The sequence below is a fragment of the Gordonia malaquae NBRC 108250 genome, from assembly GCF_000344135.1.
Lineage (GTDB): Bacteria > Actinomycetota > Actinomycetes > Mycobacteriales > Mycobacteriaceae > Gordonia > Gordonia malaquae.
The window spans coordinates 56,299-74,136 of the sequence record NZ_BAOP01000021.1; the positions used below are offsets into that span (position 1 = coordinate 56,299).

Annotated in this window: 15 protein-coding genes; 7 read left to right on the top strand and 8 right to left on the bottom strand. The window is 65.5% G+C overall.

Going from position 1 to position 17,838, the window contains the following annotated elements; all coding sequences use genetic code 11:
* From GM1_RS14570 to GM1_RS14585, 4 genes are read right to left on the bottom strand one after another with little or no spacing between them, the layout of a single operon-like run.
* Window positions 1–522: a 3-hydroxyanthranilate 3,4-dioxygenase gene (locus tag GM1_RS14570; protein WP_008380011.1), complete on the bottom strand. Its 522-nt coding sequence runs from the start codon at window positions 520–522 to the stop codon at window positions 1–3.
* Window positions 523–554: 32 nt separating this feature from the next.
* On the bottom strand, window positions 555–989 hold the full coding sequence (locus tag GM1_RS14575; RefSeq protein ID WP_008380013.1) for a RidA family protein: 435 nt from the start codon (window positions 987–989) through the stop codon (window positions 555–557).
* Window positions 986–1,774 (bottom strand): 2-keto-4-pentenoate hydratase, encoded by a 789-nt coding sequence (locus GM1_RS14580; protein ID WP_008380014.1) that lies wholly within the window; start codon window positions 1,772–1,774, stop codon window positions 986–988. The genes GM1_RS14575 and GM1_RS14580 overlap by 4 nt, the downstream gene beginning before the upstream one ends.
* A gap of 29 nt (window positions 1,775–1,803) precedes the next feature.
* On the bottom strand, window positions 1,804–3,279 hold the full coding sequence (locus GM1_RS14585) for a 2-hydroxymuconic semialdehyde dehydrogenase (protein ID WP_008380016.1): 1,476 nt from the start codon (window positions 3,277–3,279) through the stop codon (window positions 1,804–1,806).
* Between the two features lie 176 nt (window positions 3,280–3,455).
* On the opposite strand from GM1_RS14585, the gene GM1_RS14590 reads away from it, so the two are divergent.
* The 7 genes from GM1_RS14590 (at window position 3,456) to GM1_RS14620 (ending at window position 12,332) form a co-directional block, all read left to right on the top strand.
* Window positions 3,456–4,322 (top strand): alpha/beta hydrolase, encoded by an 867-nt coding sequence (locus GM1_RS14590; RefSeq protein WP_008380018.1) that lies wholly within the window; start codon window positions 3,456–3,458, stop codon window positions 4,320–4,322.
* Between the two features lie 4 nt (window positions 4,323–4,326).
* A complete protein-coding gene (locus tag GM1_RS14595; protein ID WP_008380020.1) occupies window positions 4,327–5,271 on the top strand; it encodes a LysR substrate-binding domain-containing protein in 945 nt (314 codons plus the stop codon).
* Between the two features lie 124 nt (window positions 5,272–5,395).
* On the top strand, window positions 5,396–6,865 hold the full coding sequence (locus GM1_RS14600; protein WP_008380022.1) for a class I adenylate-forming enzyme family protein: 1,470 nt from the start codon (window positions 5,396–5,398) through the stop codon (window positions 6,863–6,865).
* Window positions 6,866–6,896: 31 nt separating this feature from the next.
* On the top strand, window positions 6,897–8,744 hold the full coding sequence (locus GM1_RS14605; RefSeq protein ID WP_008380024.1) for a DUF3556 domain-containing protein: 1,848 nt from the start codon (window positions 6,897–6,899) through the stop codon (window positions 8,742–8,744).
* Window positions 8,741–10,165 (top strand): phytoene desaturase family protein, encoded by a 1,425-nt coding sequence (locus GM1_RS14610; RefSeq protein ID WP_008380025.1) that lies wholly within the window; start codon window positions 8,741–8,743, stop codon window positions 10,163–10,165. The genes GM1_RS14605 and GM1_RS14610 overlap by 4 nt, the downstream gene beginning before the upstream one ends.
* The gene (locus GM1_RS14615; RefSeq protein WP_008380027.1) at window positions 10,165–11,430 is read left to right on the top strand and encodes a PucR family transcriptional regulator; all 1,266 of its coding nucleotides are present in this window, start codon (window positions 10,165–10,167) and stop codon (window positions 11,428–11,430) included. The genes GM1_RS14610 and GM1_RS14615 overlap by 1 nt, the downstream gene beginning before the upstream one ends.
* A gap of 38 nt (window positions 11,431–11,468) precedes the next feature.
* Complete coding sequence (locus GM1_RS14620) at window positions 11,469–12,332, top strand: SDR family oxidoreductase (protein WP_008380030.1); 864 nt, start codon at window positions 11,469–11,471, stop codon at window positions 12,330–12,332.
* 81 nt (window positions 12,333–12,413) lie between these two features.
* Here the strand turns inward: GM1_RS14620 and aztD are convergent, their stop codons facing one another.
* From aztD to rpsA, 4 genes are all read right to left on the bottom strand, one after another.
* Window positions 12,414–13,643, bottom strand: a complete 1,230-nt coding sequence (gene aztD / locus GM1_RS14625) for a zinc metallochaperone AztD (protein WP_008380031.1) — start codon at window positions 13,641–13,643, stop codon at window positions 12,414–12,416.
* Window positions 13,644–13,703: 60 nt separating this feature from the next.
* Window positions 13,704–15,119 carry a glutamate decarboxylase gene (gene gad / locus GM1_RS14630; RefSeq protein WP_040520237.1) on the bottom strand — a complete coding sequence of 472 codons (1,416 nt, stop codon included), beginning with the start codon at window positions 15,117–15,119 and terminating at the stop codon, window positions 13,704–13,706.
* 40 nt (window positions 15,120–15,159) lie between these two features.
* Window positions 15,160–16,245 carry a VanZ family protein gene (locus GM1_RS14635; RefSeq protein ID WP_040520239.1) on the bottom strand — a complete coding sequence of 362 codons (1,086 nt, stop codon included), beginning with the start codon at window positions 16,243–16,245 and terminating at the stop codon, window positions 15,160–15,162.
* Between the two features lie 90 nt (window positions 16,246–16,335).
* Entirely contained in the window at window positions 16,336–17,811 is a 1,476-nt protein-coding gene (rpsA, locus tag GM1_RS14640; protein WP_008380036.1) for a 30S ribosomal protein S1, read from the bottom strand.
* Window positions 17,812–17,838 lie beyond the last annotated feature (27 nt).

Below are 17,838 nucleotides of genomic sequence, written 5' to 3' on the forward strand. Positions count from 1 at the left end.
TCAGCCCTTCCCGGGGTGGATTGCACCGCACTGACCGCACGTCCGTGCGCCGAGATCGTCGTGGAACGCGGCGAACACCGGGGGCATGTCCTTCACGAGGTCCCTCACCTGCAGGCGGACCTCATGAACCAGCGCGTCACATTCCAGGCAGTACCACCGGAAGTTCTCCAGCGTCCCCTCGTGCCGCACCCGTTCGATGACGACTCCGATCGACTCCGGGTCGGGTCGCTGCGGCGAATGCGCGATGTTCGCGGGCATCAGCCACGTCTCACCCTCACGGATGTCGACGCGCACGGGTCCGTCGTCGGTCATCAGGTTGACGTGCATATCGCCCTTCACCTGGTAAAACCATTCTTCGTACGGCTCGAAGTGATAGTCGTAGCGTTCGTTGGGGCCGCCGACCACCTGGACGATGAAGTCGTCTCCCAACGCCATCATCTGGTTGTTCACCGGCGGCTTGAGCAAGTGCTGGTTGTCGCGAATCCAGCCGTGGAAGTTGATGACCGGAGGAATGCTCGTCATGTTCGGATCTCCTGTTGGTGGGTGGTGGCCGGTCACGCCCGGGTAGGGCGGTGAGCGATCGCTTGGATCTCGATGAGCAGATGCGGGTGCGGCAACTGGTGGACGGCGACGGTCGTCCGCGTCGGGCCGTTCTCGTCGAAGTACTCGCCGTACACCCGGTTGTAGACCCCGAAGTCGTTCATCGACACGAGGTAGGTGGTGAGTTGGCAGACGTCGTCGAGACCCGCGCCCACCTCGCCGAGGATGTCGCGGATGTTCTCGATGACGGCCCGGGTCTGCTTCTCGATGCTGAGGTCGGTGGTGCCCATCTCATCGACTTCGACACCGACGAACGTGTTGTCGGGCCGCCGTGAACTGGTGCCAGAGACGAAGATGAGGTCGCCCACGACCTTCACGTGCGGGAATCGTCCGCGAGGCTTTGCGCGGCCGGCGAGGACTCCGCCGGTCGACGTCGTCGTGTCACTCATGCGGTCACCTCCGACACCTGTGCGGTGAATCCGACTGAGCCGATTCCGTCGACCAGACAGGTCACCGATGTCGCGGTGAGCTCGGTGGCCGCGGTGGCCGCGCCGGCCAGCACGATGTGGCCCGCGCGCAGCGGGATGCGGTGGCGGCGACACATGTCGAGCAGCGCAGTCAGCGCGTTCGCCGGATCGTCGAGGATCGCCGCTGTCGAGCCGGACACAACGTGATCCCCGACCGTCATCGTGACGGCGCAGTCGGCGGCCTCGCGCAGCGGAATCCACTCACCGACGGCGAATCCTGATGCCGACGTGTTGTCGGCGACGACGTCCGCGTAGGTGAAGACGAAGTCGAGGTATCGGGAGTCGATCACCTCGACGGCCGCAGCGACGGCATCGACGTGATCGCGCATGTCGACGTCGGGGTCGTCGAGGTCCACATCGCGGGCGATCCGGTAGGCGACTTCCGGCTCGACCTTCGGGTGGATGAATCGGCCGAGGTCGGCGACCCCGCCGTCGTCGATCGCCATGGCATCGGTGAGGCGTCCGACGATGACGTCGGACACTCCCATCTGGGCCATCTTGGCCTTGCTGGTGAAGCCGAGCTTCACGCCGACCACCTTCTCGCCGCGGGCCTCTCGTCGCGCGATCACCTCGTTCTGCACGCGATAGGCGAGAGCCACGTCGAAGTCCGGCCACCGTTCGCGGTCGGCTTCGATGCTCGTCGTCTCGGTCCGGCTGATCTGTGCGTCGTCGAGCCGCTCTGCGAGTGCGGCCACCTGATCATTCATTCGGGTCTCCTGGTTGATGGTCGTGGTGCTCACAGGCGCACGCACACGTTCGTCGGCTCGGTGTAGAAGTGCAGCGACGATTCGCCGCCTTCTCGCCCGATCCCGGACAGCCCGACACCGCCGAACGGCGACCGCAGGTCGCGCAGGTACCAGGTGTTGACCCACGACAGACCCACGTTCATCCGGCCCGCAACCCGGTGCCCACGCCGCAGGTCGTTCGTCCACACGGCGGACGCGAGTCCGTACTCGGTGTCGTTCGCGAGAGCGATCGCCTCGTCCTCGGTGTCGAAGGGAACAAGGCCCGCGACGGGACCGAAGATCTCCTCGCGCATCGTCCGGTCGGCGTTGGTCAGTCCGGTCCACAAGGTCGGCTGCATCCAGAATCCACTGTCGAGTTCCGTTCCGAGCGTCGGCGCTCCGCCGCCGACCAGCACGTCGGCCCCCTCCGAGACCGCAAGGTCGAGGCAGGCCTGCACCTTGTCTCGGTGCTTCGCCGAGATCAGTGGGCCGGTCGTGGTTCCGGGGTCGGTCGGGACACCGAGGGTCAACGCGTTCGCTGCGTCCACCAGACCCGCGACGACATCGTCGAAGACGTTCTTCTGGATGTAGACCCGCTCGGTGCAGAGGCACACCTGTCCGGTGTTGGTGAATATCGACCGGCTCAGACCGTTCACCGCCTCGTCGACGTCGACGTCGTCGAAGACGATCGCCGCGTTCTTTCCGCCGAGTTCCAACGAGACCGGCCGAACCCGTGGTGCCACGGTCTTCATGACGTGCGATCCGGTCGCCGACGAACCGGTGAACGTGACGCCGTCGATCTTCGGGTGCGACGTGAGGAACTCGCCTGCCGAGCCGGCGCCGAACCCGTGGACCACGTTGTACACACCGCGTGGCAAGCCCGCCTGTTCGAGGACTTCGGCGAGCAACGACGCGCTGCCCGGCGTGTCCTCACTCGGTTTCACCACTACCGCATTGCCGCACGCCAATGCGGGTGCGACCTTCCACGTCAGCAGGAGGAGCGGAAGGTTCCACGGCACGATCACGGCGACCACGCCGAGAGGTTTCCGGACCGTGTAGTTGAGCGCTCTTCCACCGTCCGCAGTCTCCGTGGTGAACGACTGCTCTCCCGCTGCGGCGACCATGTCGGCGAACGCACGGAAGTTCGCGGGTGCACGTGCGACGTCGAGCGACCGTGCTTGGGTGATCGGCTTCCCGGTGTCGGCGAGCTCGGCCGCGATGAACTCGTCGAACCGTTCCTCGATCAAGTCTGCGGCGCGGCGGAGAATCCCGACGCGGTCGGCGACGGGTCGATCGGCCCATCCGTCGTCGAGGGCCCGTCGGGCCGAGGTCACGGCGCGGTCGACCAGGTCGCGGTCGGCTTCGTGAACACGGGCGTACACGTGCCCGGTCGAGGGATCCACGGCATCGAACGACAGTCCCCAGCCGGGATCGACGAAGGAACCGTCGACGTAGTTGCGGATCCACTGTGATGCGTCATCGGTCATGCACCTACTGTGATCCATGTCGCCATGCTGAACAAATGCCTAATCGCGTGAACGTCATACCCTTTTGCGCATACCTTGGCATACCAAAGAGGGCATACCCACGGACATGATCGGCATTGGACACGAATAGCCGACCTGACGGAACCTGGCGGACGCCACCCAGAGAGGACCCAGCTGTGCCGAACCAGACCGCTCACGCGTACGACGCGCAGGCCACTGTCACCCCGGACCGCTTCGGTCGCATCATGGCCGACTATCTCGAACAATCCGCGCGCGCCACTGCCGACCTGCCCGGGCACACCGACGTGGTCTACGACCGGCCCAGCGGTCAGCTCCTCGACGTGTGGGGCGTCGGAGACACCCCACACCCGACGTTCTTCGTCGTGCACGGCGGATACTGGCGGGCACTTTCCCGACAACACACCGCTTTCATGGCCGCCCTCCTCGCCGAACGCGGGATCGCCACCGTCGCAATCGACTACGGTCTAGCCCCGGCCACCACGCTGCCGGAGATCGTCCGGCAGGTTCGCGCCGCATACGCGTTCGTCCGCCTTCGAGGTCATGATCTCGGTATCAACACCGAACGGGTGGTCGTCGGCGGAAGCTCAGCCGGCGCACACCTCGCCGCGATGACGATGGTCGGCGGACGATGGGCGCACGACGCCGGCCTCGACGGGCGCACGGCCACCGAAGGCCTTCTGATCAGCGGGCTCTACGATCTCCGCCCACTCGTAGACGCGCCCGCCAACGCCTGGTTGAACCTCACCGAAGACACCGCTTCGGAAGTGAGCCCCGCCCTCGCACCGCCGCCGAGCCGGGCCTCGACCGTTGTCGTCGCACGCGCCGCGAACGAAGCCGCCGGATTCTCCGCCCAGAGCGACGACCTCCACTCACACTGGTCCCCGTCCCTGACATGCCGGTCGATGACCGTCCCCGATCGTGATCACTTCGACGTGTTCCTCGACCTCGCCGATCCGACGAGTTCACTGTCCGCTTCACTCGCAGCCCTCATCGAATCCACCGACGTTCGAACGGAGAGCTGATCAGATGGACGTCCCGAAACTCCTCGACGGCCGGCTCAAGATCCGGCACCTCGTGTTGATCGACGCGCTCAGCAGACAACGAAGTGTTGTCGGAGCAGCCGCCGAACTTCACATCACTCAGCCGGTCGCAACCCGCAGTCTGCGCGACATCGAGACCGTGCTCGGTGTGGAGCTCTTCGAGCGCGGACCACGCGGCGTGACGCCGACGATCTTCGGCGTCGCCTTCACTGAACACGCACGAGCGATCCTCGCGCAGTTGAACCAGGCGGGCCGACACGTCGTGGAGTTGGCCGACGCCGATCGGGGGACGGTGTCCGTCGGAACGCACCTCGCCGGCTCCAATGTCCTTCTGCCGCAGGCGATCGCCGACCTCAAAGCAGACCGCCCCCTCCTCACCGTGATCGTCCGAGAAGGCTCGCCGGAGGCACTGTCGAGTGAACTCGAAGCCGGCCGGATCGACATGATCGTCGGCAGGCTCACGGCGCCGAGCACGTCGACCCTCACCCGGATCCCGCTGTACGAAGAGAATGTCGAGGTGTTCGCAGGCGCCGGGCATCCGCTCGCTCACACCGACCGCCTGTCGCTCGCCGAGCTGTCGAACCTTCCGTGGATCCTCCCCGGTACCGAGACAGCGCTCCGACACGAACTCGAGGAGGCTTTCGCGCGGACGGGTGTGCCGCTGCCCGAAGACCGCGTCGAGGCGACCAGCTTCCTGACCGTCCGGGAACTGCTCCGACGAACCCGGACGATCGCGGTGCTCCCCAGCCTCATCGGCCGGGCCGATTCTCACCTCGTCCGCCTCCCGGTGGATCTGCCGAGCGTGGGCCACAGCGTCGGCCTCACCGTCGTGGCGCATCGGGCGCTCAGCCCCGCGGGCCGAACCCTGTTCGACAGCCTCCGCCACGTGGCCGAGCAGCGGCTCTCCGGCGAGACCGCAGCCGAGGTCTGACCTGCCCCGAGGCGGTTGTGCCGCGAGCACAAACGCGCCCGAAAAGTCTGGCCTCGCAGGCCGTATCAAGTCACATCCTCCATCCATAGTGTCAGTGGTCACAGCAATGAAAGGACTTGCTCCCGTGACCACCAACGGATACTTCGCATGGAACCTCGCCGACCGCGGCGAGCGCCCCTGCGTCCGCGACGACCACAACGCGTTGTCATACCGGCAGTTCGCCGACCGCGTGGATGCCGCGGCACAGCATCTCCAGAAGATCGGGGTGACGCGGGGCGACGTCGTCGGCACGTTCCTTCCCAATCGCGTCGACCTCGTGGTCGCGCTCATGGCCGCATGGCGCCTCGGTGCGACGGCGACCCCTGTAAACCCGAACTTCACCGCGACCGAAGCCGACTATCAGCTCGACGACGCCTGCGCTCGAGTTGTCGTCGGACGAACCCCGGGCGGCCCGGCGACGGGACGGGTCGAACTAGATCCGGACGAGCTGAACATCACTCCCGATCCGACGTGGATCGCACCGAGCGAACCCGCACCCACCGACGTCGCGCTGATCATCTACACGTCGGGGTCGACCGGGTCGCCGAAAGGCGTCGAGCAGACCCACGCGAACGCGCTGTACATGGCCACGGCGATCTCCGACCATCTCCACCTCGACGCGGACGACCACGCCCTGCTGATCCTCCCGTTGTTCCACTCGAACGCCCTGTACGCCAGCTTTCTGCCGATGATGCTCGTCGGCGGGCACCTCAGCATCACCGGATCGTTCTCCGTCCGCCGCTTCTTCACCGACGTCGCCACCCTCCGCCCCACCTACTTCTCGGCGGTGCCGACCATCTATGCCCTGCTGACGTCGTCGCCCGACATCGACGATGCCGACGTCAGCAGTCTCCACTTCGCGATCTGCGGCGCAGCCCCGATCTCGAAGGAACTGCTCGACGCCTCCGAATCGAAACTCGGCGTGACCATCGTCGAAGGCTACGGACTGACCGAGAGCACGTGTGTCGCCACCTGCAATCCGCGTTTCGGCGTGCGCAAACTCGGAACCGTCGGAGTCGCACTGCCCGGTCAGGTCGTCGAGGTCGTCGACCCGCAGGGCGACGTGGTGCCGACGGGCGAACGCGGAGAAGTCGTGATCTCCGGACCCAATGTGATGCGTGCCTACCTCGGGCGGCCCGACGCCACGGCCGCCACGATCGTGAACGGGCGCCTGCACACCGGCGACATCGGGGTGCTCGACACCGACGGCTACCTGTCCATCGTCGACCGCATCAAGGACATGATCATCCGCGGCGGCGAGAACGTGTACCCCAAGGAGATCGAGGCGGCGATCGCCACTCACCCGAGCGTGCTCGAGAGCGCCGTGGTCGGAGGCCCCGACCCGGTTCTCGGCGAAGTGCCCGTCGCCTTTGTCGTCACATACCCGAATGCCCTGCTCGACAGCGACGAGCTCGCCGAGCATCTACGCGCCGTCCTCACGAAGGCCAAGCGCCCCACCGAGATCCACATCGTCGACGCCCTCCCCCGCAACCCTGTGGGAAAGGTCGACAAACCGTCGCTCCGGCAGCAGACCCGCACTGCCGTCGACGCCTGACACCACCCACCCACTGAGATCGGACAGCACCATGGGACTGCTCAAGCCCAACTTTCCCCCCGTCGACCCGGAGACGTTCCTCGACAGACCGTTCATGGACCGACTCCGGGTCCTCGGCGCCCACTGGGCCGAGTACGGATTCGGCACACCGAAGATCCTCAACATCATCTACCTGGTGAAGGTCGCCGTGCTGCACATCGCGCTCGGCGTCACCATCGCCACGACGACCTCGGGTCTCGGGGTCTTCGACATCACGACCTGGTGGAATCAGCCCATCGTCTACCAGAAGCTCGTCCTGTGGACGATGCTCCTGGAGATCCTTGGACTCGGCGGATCCTGGGGACCGCTCGCAGGCCACTTCAAGCCGATGACAGGCGGGTTCCACTTCTGGCTCAAGCCCGACACCCTCAGGATGGCTCCGTGGCCGGACAAGATCCCGTTCACCGGAGGTGACCGGCGAACCCTCTTCGACGTCACGCTGTACGCGGCGATCCTGATCAACATGATCGTGGCGCTCGTCGTGCCCGCCGTCGACAACACGACCCTCGAAGCGCTCCGTCCCGGCTCGGCGGGGCTGGTGAACCCCGCCGCCCTCTACTCGCTGATCGCGATGGTCGTCGTCATGGGATTGCGTGACAAGGTCGTCTTCCTCGGAGGTCGGAGCGAGCAGTATCTGCCCGCAGTCGTCTTCTTCGCCGTGATGCCGTTCATCGACATGATCGTCGCGTTGAAACTGCTCATCGTGATCGTGTGGGTCGGCGCCGGCGTGTCCAAGCTGGGGCATCACTTCTCGATGGTCATCCCTCCGATGCTGTCGAACACACCGTGGCTACCGTTCAAGCGGGTCAAGCGCGCCCACTACCGCCGATTCCCCGACGACATGCGGCCGTCAGTCCTGGCAGGCGGGGTCGGCCACGTGCTCGGCACCGTCGTCGAGATCATCACTCCGCTCGTCCTGCTGTTCTCGACGAACCGAACCCTCACTTTGTGCGCTGTCGTTCTGATGGTCGCCTTCCACCTGTTCATCTTCTCGACGTTCCCGCTGGCCGTGCCGTTGGAGTGGAACATCTTGTTCGCCTACGCAGCGGTGTTCCTCTTCTGGGGTTTCCCCGCGTGGGACGGCTTCGGCGTGGCCGACGCGACCACGCCGTGGGCGATCGTCCTCGCCGTCGCAGTGATGCTGTTCTTCCCGATCCTGGGCAATCTTCGACCCGATCTCGTGTCGTTCCTCCCGAGCATGCGGCAGTATGCAGGCAACTGGGCATCGGCCACGTGGGCCTTCGCGCCCGGTGCCGAGGAGAAGCTGGAGGAGTTCGTGGTCCGTGGAGCGCAGAACACGCGCACACAGTTGCTCGGCAGCTACCCGCCCGACGTGGCCGACGTAGTGATGCACCAGCTCATGGGCTGGCGTTCACTGCACAGTCAGGGGCGCGCACTCTTCTCCCTGATGCAGCGCGAACTCGGCGACGACATCAACACCTACACGCTGCGCGAGGCCGAGTTCTCGTGCAACTCGATCCTCGGCTTCAACTTCGGCGACGGTCACTTCCACAACAAGCACCTGATCGACGCTCTGCAACGCCGGTGCGACTTCGCGCCGGGAGAGTTCATCGTGGCCTGGATCGAATCTCAGCCGATCCACAAGGGCACGCAGGAGTACCAGATCATCGACGCCGCACTCGGCGTGGTGGAGCGAGGCACGTACCAGGTGAAGGACGCGATCAACACGCAGCCGTGGCTGCCCGACGGTCCGATCCCGTTCGACGTCCACTCCCGTGCGAACGTCGCCCCGCTGGCAGGCACTCGATACGCACAGGCGAGCGCTTCGACAGCGACCGGAACCGCATCGCCGGACACAGACGAGATGGCGAATCGATGACCAACGCGGTGATCGTCGGCGGCGGGCCCAACGGGCTCGCCGCCGGTCTCCACCTCGCTCGCAACGGTGTGGACGTCCACGTGATCGAAGCGAACGACGACATCGGAGGTGGAGCTCGCTCCGCGGAGTACACGCTCCCGGGTGTCATCCATGACGTGTGTTCGGCGTTCCATCCGATGGGCGTCGGGTCTCCGTTCTGGAAGGAGGTCGACCTCGAATCGTACGGTCTGCGTTGGCGGTGGCCGGAGATCGACTGCGCGCATCCACTCGACAGCGGGTCCACCGCGTTGCTTCACCAGTCCATCGACGCGACGGCAGACGGTCTGGGTGTCGACGGTCGGCGCTGGAAGGCGGTGTTCGGGGACATCACACGAAACTTCGACGATCTCGGCCATGACCTTCTCCGTCCCATCGCCAACGTCCCCGCGCACCCGATCAAGTTGGGTCTGTTCGGTCCTCGCGCTGTCCTTCCGGCCAGTGTGCTGGCCCGCGTGTTCCGCACTCCGGAGGCTCGTGCGCTGTTCGGTGGCATCGCCGCGCACGTGTACACCAGACTCGACCGGCCCCTCACCGCATCACTCGGCCTGATGATCGGGGCCAGTGGACACCGCTACGGATGGCCCGTCGCCGAAGGAGGATCGGGGTCGATCACCAAGGCCGCCGCGGCTGCGCTCACCGATGCCGGCGGGTCGATCACGACCGGCACCCCCGTCACATCGCGCTCAGACATCCCGTCCGCGGACATCGTGCTCCTCGACCTGTCGCCGGCGCAGGTCGTCGCTCTGTACGGCGACACGATGCCCACCGGGATCCGTCGACGCTACGAGAAGTATTCGATGGGCTCGTCCGCGTTCAAAGTCGACTTCGCCGTCCGCGGAGACATCCCGTGGACCGACCCGGACTGCGGGCGCGCCGGCACTGTCCACGTGGGCGGAGACTTCGCGGAGATCCGGGAATCCGAGCGCCTGCGGGCCACCGGGGTGATGCCGGATCGCCCGTTTGTTCTGGTGGGCCAGCAATATCTCGCCGACCCGTCCCGCAGCAACGGCGGCGTGAATCCGATCTGGGCGTACGCGCACGTCCCGTTCGGCTACACCGGCGACGCCACGGACGCGGTGATCGCCCAGATCGAGCGCTTCGCACCTGGGTTCCGCGACATCGTCGTCGCAACGCATGTCACATCCGTCGCAAGCATGGCGGAGAAGAACCGGAACTACGTCGGCGGTGACATTCTCGGTGGTTCGAATGCGGGCCTGCAGATGCTGCTGCGGCCGCGGCCGGCAGTCGATCCCTACCGGACCGGCGTCGACGGCGTGTACATCTGCTCGCAGTCCGCACCTCCCGGTGCGGGAATCCACGGACTGTGCGGATACAACGCTGCGGAATCGGCCCTGCGTGGACTTGGTCGGCGGCGCCCGTGATGGATTCCGTGCAACTCACCTCCCACACCCACGTCATCGCCCGGAGACTCCGCGACGACGAGGCCGCGGCGACGGCGTCGGTGACCGGTGAGATCCTCGAACGCATCGAAGGTCTCGGCGAGGACGCTGTGCTCGCTGAGATGCTCGACGCCAGCGTTCATGGAAACGTCACGACGATCATCCACGTGCTCGCCAACGACATATCGATCAGCCGACTGCAGCCGACCACCGCGGCCGTCGAGTTCGCGCGACGACTGGCCCAGCGCGACGTGCCGTCGAACTCGCTGGTCCGTGCCTATCACGTCGGACAAAGTGTGCTGCTCCGGGACGTGTACTCGAAGGTCGACGAGCTGTCGTTGAGCACAACGGATTCGATGCAGGTGGTGCGGCACATCTCCGACACCGTGTACGAGTACATCGACTGGATAACCAAGTACGTGTTCGAGGCGTACGAGGACGAACGCCGCCGGTGGATGGGTGTGGAGAGCAACGTCCTGACCTCGGCGATCCATGCCCTCCTCGACTCCCCCGCTGCCGATCCGGGTCACCTCGAACGGGACAGCGGCTATCGCCTCGACCAGCGTCACGCGGCGATGATCGTCTGGTCGACCGACGAGGAATGCAGCGTCCGCGATCTCGACCGCGCCGTGCGGACTCTCGCCGGCCGGTTACGGGCCGAGGGGGATCCGCTGATCACTGCGATCGACCGCAGGACCGTCTGGGTATGGGTGCCTCTCGGCAGGCGTCCGGACCGGACCATCGACGTCGAGACCGTCACGTCCGCCCTCGACCACGACAGTCCGATCGCCGTCGCCGTCGGCTTCGCCGGAGACGGAGTCACCGGTTTTCGGCGGAGCCACCAGCAGGCGAAGGCTGCGTTCAGCGTCGCTACGTCAGGCGCCGTCGACGACCATCGGCGACAGGGCAGCCGGGTGGTCGGGTACGGAGACCGCGGGCTCGGTCTGGTCGCACTTCTCGCCCGAGATCTCGATTCGACCAAGCAGTGGGTCCATGACGTCCTCGGTCCTCTCGCCGCGCCCGGCGAGACCTCCTCGATCCTCCGCGAGACGCTCAACGCGTATTTCGAGACCGGCGACAGCCACCTCCGCGCCGCCGAGCGTCTCAACGTCCACCGCAACACGGTCAAGTACCGCGTGACCAAGGCGCTCTCCGAAGCGCCCGGTGCTGATCGTCTCGACATCGCGGCCGCCTTGGTCGTCTGCAGTCTCCTCGGTTCGGCCGTCGTCGGCGACGACGCCTCCTGAACAGTTCCCTTCAAACCGGTCCGACGAAAGGATCGAACATGTCCACTTCACTTGTCACCGTCCCTGGCCCTTCCGCATTCGAGGGTCGCACCGTGGTGATGTCCGGCGGGAGCCGCGGCATCGGCCTCGCCATCGCGATCGAACTCGGACGACGCGGCGCGAACATCGTCATGCTCGCCAAGACGGACAGCCCCGATCCTCGCCTGGACGGCACCATTCACACCGCAGTGGACGCAGTTCGAGCCACCGGGGCTCACGCGGTCGGAGTGATCGGCGATCTGCGTAGCGATTCCGACATCGCCCGATTCGTCCGCACCGCTGTCGAGGAGTTCGGCGGCGTCGACATCTGCGTGAACAACGCCAGCGCGCTCGCTCCGACGGCGACCGCCGACCTGCCGATGAAGAAGTACGACCTGGTTCAGCAGGTCAACGCCCGCGGTACGTTCGCCCTCACACAGGCGTGCCTGCCTCACCTCCGCCGGTCCGACCACGCACGCGTGGTGACACTGTCTCCACCGATAAACCTCAACCCCGACTGGCTCGGGAGATTCCCCGGATACATGGTCTCGAAGTATGGGATGACTCTGGCGACACTGGGTTTCGCCGCCGAATGGCGCGATGACGGAATCGCATGCAACTGCTTGTGGCCCGAGACGACGATCGCGACCGCCGCCGTGCGGAACCTTCTCGGCGGCGACGAGACGGTCGCGCATTCACGGAGTCCACAGATCATGGGCGATGCGGCCGCAGTCCTCGTCGCCGCGTCGGCCGACGTCACCGGTCGATGCTTCATCGACGCCGACCTGGTCCGCGACGCCGGCGTCGCCGATCTCAGTCCGTACGGCGGCGCGGAACCGCTGGAGTACGACTTCTTCCTCGACCCTCCAGCGGCAGAGGAATAGCGAGATGCCCCAGAGGTCACGCGGTGGTCGTGTTCGTCCACCACCACGGCGTGACTTCTGGGGCATCCCGCGGTTTTCCGGTCAGCCCGAGACTGCCGCCGTCTCAATTACTGCGACATCCAGCGCGGCTCGGGCCGTCTGCTTGCCGCTGTAGATGTCGAGTGCAGTCAGCGTCCGCGCCTTCGGGTCGCTGACGTACGCCGTACCGCCGACCACTTCGAGCGAAGGCATCGGATCCTGCCATTCGACAGGCTCGGTCCAGGGGTCGATCACCTGGTGGCGCGCCGTCTGACGTCCGGTCTCGGGGTCGAACACGTAGACCGCCCCGTCGGTTCCGAGGATCATCGCCTGACCGTCCTGACCGCGTGCGAGAGACCGGAAGCTGTAGCTCGTGGGGAGGTCGACAATCCGGAGAGATCCCGTGCGAGTGTCGGTCAGTGAGAACCTGCGCGGCCGTTCGATCTCGTCGTCGGCCAGCTGATCCGAAGGCCGAGTCTTGTAGTCGCCCAACACGATCGGCGACTCGTCCGAACCCGCTTGATTGCCGATCCGGCCGTAGGCGTCCGGTGATGCGACCTTGGTGATCGAGTTGCCACGAACGACCAGGATCCCGTTCTGGCATCCGAACGTCAGCACGCCGCCGGACGCGGCGGCCTCACCATGCACACCCGGGCAGTCGGCTGACGCAGCCGACTCCTTCTGCTCGGCGTCCACAATCCGAATGCCCGATCGGGATTCCTGGTCACCGTCGGTCACGACCAGCGAGCCGTCGCCCCGCGACACCGCGACTCCGTGATGCGCGTGCGGAGTGCGGTAGTCGGCCACGTCCGGGGTCGTGTCACCGAGTGCGGATCGGTCGATGGTCTTCACCTCCCCAGTCCCGTCGAAGAACAGTGTGAGGCGGTTGTCGTGGGCCACCGCGTGGCCTGGCTCCGAGCCGCCGAACCTCGCCCCGGTGAAGCGTGGTTCGGAGACTTTGAAGTGCGCGTGGTCGCCATGCTCCTCACGCCACGTACCCGAATCGAGCACCTCGAAGCCGGCGTCGGTCGTGACGATCACGTGCCGGTCGTCGCCTGCCGGGTTGAGTCGAAGGAATCCGTCCTTCTGCAGGTCGGCGACGTGCTCGAGAGTCTTTCCGTCGAGGACGCGAAGTCCCCCGTCATACGACACAACGACTCGCGGTGTGGCGCGAGCACGCTCAGTGACGCTCGGTGACGACGACGTCTCGTCGTCGGCGGAGCCACACGCAGTGAGAGTCGCCGCCAATGCCACCAGCACGGCGGAGGTCCGGAGAGAGAGTGATTTCTGCATGCCGGACAGTCAACACTTTAATGAAAATTATTGTCAACAACGCATGGGTCGCGCGGTGCCTCAGTGGTGGAACGGCGTCGTCTCGGCTGCGTGGGGAATGGGTCCGTCCAACTTGTCGAGGTACGCCACTTCCGCGCGCAGGTCGTCGAGCAACGCCGAGGCGAGATCGCGGCTGAATCCGTTGCGCACCACGATCCGTTGGACGACGACGTCCGTCAGATCATCGGGAAGCGGATACGCCGGAACCAGCCAGCCCTTCATGCGCAGACGATCGGAGAGGTCGTACAACGTCCAGTTGGTGGTGTGCCCGTCGCGCAGTCTCCACGCGAACACAGGGATGTCAGTGCCGTCGCTCCACAGCTCGAAAGCGTCCATCTGCCCGATCGCCTCCGACAGATAGGCTGCGACGTCGAGTGACGTCTGCTGGACCTCGCGATAGCCGTCGAATCCGAGGCGCAGGAACAGGTAGTACTGCATCAGCACCTGAGCACCCGGTCGAGAGAAGTTGAGCGCAAACGTCGGCATGTCGCCGCCGAGATAGCTGACGCGGAAGATCAGGTCTTCGGGCAGTGCCTCGAGGTCTCGCCAGACGATCCACCCGACTCCCGGGTACACGAGCCCGTACTTGTGGCCGGAGGTATTGATCGACGCGACACGCTCGATCCCGAAGTCCCACACCAGGTCTGGTCGGCAGAATGGAGCCACCATCGCGCCGGACGCGCCGTCGACGTGGATCGGCACGTCGTGCCCGGTGTCGTGTGCAATGACGTCGAGCGCCGCGGCGATCTCCTGGACCGGTTCGTACGAACCGGTGTAGGTGACTCCCATGATCGCGACCACGCCGATGGTGTTCTCGTCGACGTACGATGCCAGGTCGTGCCCGTCGAGGAGGCGGTGATCGTCCGATACCGGGACGTACCGCGGCTCCACTTCGAAGTAGTTGCAGAACTTCTCCCAGCAGACCTGGACAGCACTCGACAGGATCAGGTTCGGCTTGTCCGTGGAGAGCCCGGCCTCTCGGCGTGCGTGCTGCCATCGACGCTTGAGCGCAAGACCTCCAAGCATGCAGGCCTCCGACGAGCCGATCGTGGACGTGCCGATCGCGCGTGCCGGATCGGGCGCGTTCCAGAGGTCGGCGAGCATCGACACACACCGGTTCTCGATCTCGGCGGTCTGCGGGTACTCGTCCTTGTCGATCATGTTCTTGTCAGCCGACTCGACGTACAGGCGGTTGGCGTGATCGTCCATCCAAGTGCCGACAAAGGTCGCGAGGTTGAGTCGCGCGTTGCCGTCGAGCATCGCTTCGTCGTGAACGAGCCGGTACGCGGTCTCCGCAGCCATCGAGGCGTCGGGCAACCGATTCTTCGGAACTTCGACGTCCTCGCCCGGAGCGACGGTGGCTGGATTCGGCCGCACTGTGTCGCGAGTGCCCACAGCTCTGCCTCGAAACCCTCGTGCACGATCGGAACCAGTCATCACTTCACCTCTCGTCAGCAGTCGACAGTCGCCACCATTCTCACTGCTGCGTGACGGATGCGCCATCGTCGGCAGGCGAATCAGGGCGGGAGTCGACGAGTGACGCCCCCGACAGGAGCGACGGCAGTCCCTTCCCGTGCCTGCTGAACACCAGGAGGATCAGGGCGATGGCCGCGAACCCCCAGGCCGCTGCGTCATACGGGTCCGGCAGCAACGTCAAGGCGTAGTACATGCCGATGCTCGAGCAGAACCTGACGACTCGGAGGAGTGCCACGGGGAGCGGGCCGCCCCGGTATTCGAGTTCCACGCACAGGTCCCCGATCGATCGCCCGGTCCCCGCGATGACCACGAGCCATACGACCGCGGGCACCGCTCCGCCGACGACCGCTGCGAGTTCTCCGGACAGAACAGCGGCCCGATCGTCGACGACGTACTCGAGCCAGAGTTGCACGCTCACCGATACGAGAGCCGACAGCATCGCGGCCGCGAGGACGTCGCACCAGACTCCGACGATGCGACGAGACTTGCTGACGGGCGACGCGACATCGCTTCCTGGACGTTTGGACATGCCACGCATGCGTCGTGGCACGACCAGCGCCATGATCGAGCCGAGAACCGCACCGGCGGTGTTCGTGACCAGATCGTCGACGTCGAACACCCGGTACGCGCAGTCGTAGATCCACCACATTCCGGTGACCTGCGTGGTCTCCACAAACAGTGAGACTCCGGCGCCTGCGATCAGGGCAGTCGGCAGGCCTCGTCCACCGAGGACTCGGATGAACACACCGAGCGGGACGAAGAGCAGAACGTTGAGCGCCAACTGCAGCGTCGCCGGATCGGTGAAGGGGCGTCCGCGGTCCCGGGCGCCCTCGACGTCGCGCACCGCCTGCCACAGGTCGGTGTTCGTTCCCACGCACACCAGGTGGTCCGGGTCCGGCAGAGGGAAGAGCGTGTACGTCCATATCGCACAGAAGTAGATGAGGGCCGCGATCCACAACAGCGACCGACCAAAGGTCAGACCACCTCGCCGTCGATAGCTCAGGGCGACGAACGGAACGAACAGCAGTACGCCGATCGCCACGCCCGCACCTATGGCCAAGCCGCCCGAAAGAACTTCATTTCCCACGGCCCCAACAGTATTCGGCCCCGGAATGCACTGAACCCCGGGACCGTGAGGTCCCGGGGTTCAGTGAGATCTAGCTACGCGATCTGGCGATCAGGCGTTGCCCGACAGACGCTCGCGGAGAGCGGCGAGCTGCTCATCGCTGGCCAGCGAACCACCGGTCGACGCTGCACCGGTCGACGAAGCCGACTCGGAGGTGGTCGACGATGCCGACGACGACGAGTAGTCGGTCGGAGCGTTCTCTGCCTCGGCGGCTGCAGCGGCGAACTTCTCCATCTGCGTGGTGTGCATCTTGTGGCGACGCTCGGCCTCGGCGTACCGGGCCTCCCATGCCTCACGCTGCTTGTCGAAGCCTTCGAGCCATTCGTTGGTCTCGGCGTCGAAGCCCTCGGGGAAGATGTAGTTGCCCTGGTCGTCGTAGCTGTCCGCCATGCCGTACTTCGACGGGTCGAACTCTTCCGCGTAGTCCTCGTTGGCCTGCTTCAGCGACAGCGAGATGCGACGACGATCGAGATCGATGTCGATGACCTTGACCATCGCGTCGTCGCCGACGGAGACGACCTGGTCCGGGACCTCGACGTGGCGCTCGGCCAGCTCCGAGATGTGGACGAGGCCTTCGATGCCCTCTTCGACGCGCACGAATGCACCGAACGGAACCAGCTTGGTGACCTTGCCCGGGACGATCTGGCCGATCGCGTGGGTGCGGGCGAACTGACGCCACGGATCTTCCTGCGTCGCCTTGAGCGACAGCGACACGCGCTCGCGGTCCATGTCGACGTCGAGGACCTCGACAGTGACCTCGTCGCCCACGGTGACGACCTCGGACGGGTGGTCGATGTGCTTCCACGACAGCTCGGAGACGTGCACCAGGCCGTCGACGCCGCCGAGATCGACGAATGCGCCGAAGTTGACGATCGAGGACACGACGCCCTTGCGGACCTGGCCCTTCTGCAGCTGGTTGAGGAACTCGCTGCGGACCTCGGACTGAGTCTGCTCGAGCCATGCACGGCGCGACAGGACCACGTTGTTGCGGTTCTTGTCGAGCTCGATGATCTTGGCCTCGACCTCCTTGCCGATGTACGGCTGGAGGTCGCGGACGCGACGCATCTCGACGAGCGATGCGGGCAGGAAGCCGCGCAGACCGATGTCGAGGATCAGGCCGCCCTTGACGACCTCGATGACGGTGCCCTTGACGGCCTCGTCCTTCTCCTTGAGCTCCTCGATCGTGCCCCAAGCGCGCTCGTACTGTGCGCGCTTCTTCGACAGGATGAGGCGGCCTTCCTTGTCCTCCTTGGTGAGGACAAGCGCTTCGACCTCGTCACCGACGGTGACGACTTCGCTCGGGTCGACGTCGTGCTTGATCGACAGCTCGCGCGACGGGATGACACCCTCGGTCTTGTAGCCGATGTCAAGCAGAACCTCGTCGCGATCGACCTTGACGATCGTGCCTTCGACGATGTCGCCATCGTTGAAGTACTTGATCGTGGCGTCGATGGCAGCGAGGAAATCCTCAGCCGAGCCGATATCGTTGACGGCGACCTGCGGCGAGGTGATGGTGGGGGACGACATGTGGTGAGTTGCTCCGGACAGGTAAGT

What these genes read in the sequence shown, in the direction of transcription:
- GM1_RS14570 (WP_008380011.1), bottom strand. Translation starts at nt 522, where the DNA reads ATGACGAGCATTCCTCCGGTCATCAACTTCCACGGCTGGATTCGCGAC.
- GM1_RS14575 (WP_008380013.1), bottom strand. Translation starts at nt 989, where the DNA reads ATGAGTGACACGACGACGTCGACCGGCGGAGTCCTCGCCGGCCGCGCA.
- GM1_RS14580 (WP_008380014.1), bottom strand. Translation starts at nt 1,774, where the DNA reads ATGAATGATCAGGTGGCCGCACTCGCAGAGCGGCTCGACGACGCACAG.
- GM1_RS14585 (WP_008380016.1), bottom strand. Translation starts at nt 3,279, where the DNA reads ATGACCGATGACGCATCACAGTGGATCCGCAACTACGTCGACGGTTCC.
- GM1_RS14595 (WP_008380020.1), top strand. Translation starts at nt 4,327, where the DNA reads ATGGACGTCCCGAAACTCCTCGACGGCCGGCTCAAGATCCGGCACCTC.
- GM1_RS14605 (WP_008380024.1), top strand. Translation starts at nt 6,897, where the DNA reads ATGGGACTGCTCAAGCCCAACTTTCCCCCCGTCGACCCGGAGACGTTC.
- GM1_RS14610 (WP_008380025.1), top strand. Translation starts at nt 8,741, where the DNA reads ATGACCAACGCGGTGATCGTCGGCGGCGGGCCCAACGGGCTCGCCGCC.
- GM1_RS14615 (WP_008380027.1), top strand. Translation starts at nt 10,165, where the DNA reads ATGGATTCCGTGCAACTCACCTCCCACACCCACGTCATCGCCCGGAGA.
- GM1_RS14620 (WP_008380030.1), top strand. Translation starts at nt 11,469, where the DNA reads ATGTCCACTTCACTTGTCACCGTCCCTGGCCCTTCCGCATTCGAGGGT.
- aztD (WP_008380031.1), bottom strand. Translation starts at nt 13,643, where the DNA reads ATGCAGAAATCACTCTCTCTCCGGACCTCCGCCGTGCTGGTGGCATTG.
- gad (WP_040520237.1), bottom strand. Translation starts at nt 15,119, where the DNA reads ATGACTGGTTCCGATCGTGCACGAGGGTTTCGAGGCAGAGCTGTGGGC.
- rpsA (WP_008380036.1), bottom strand. Translation starts at nt 17,811, where the DNA reads ATGTCGTCCCCCACCATCACCTCGCCGCAGGTCGCCGTCAACGATATC.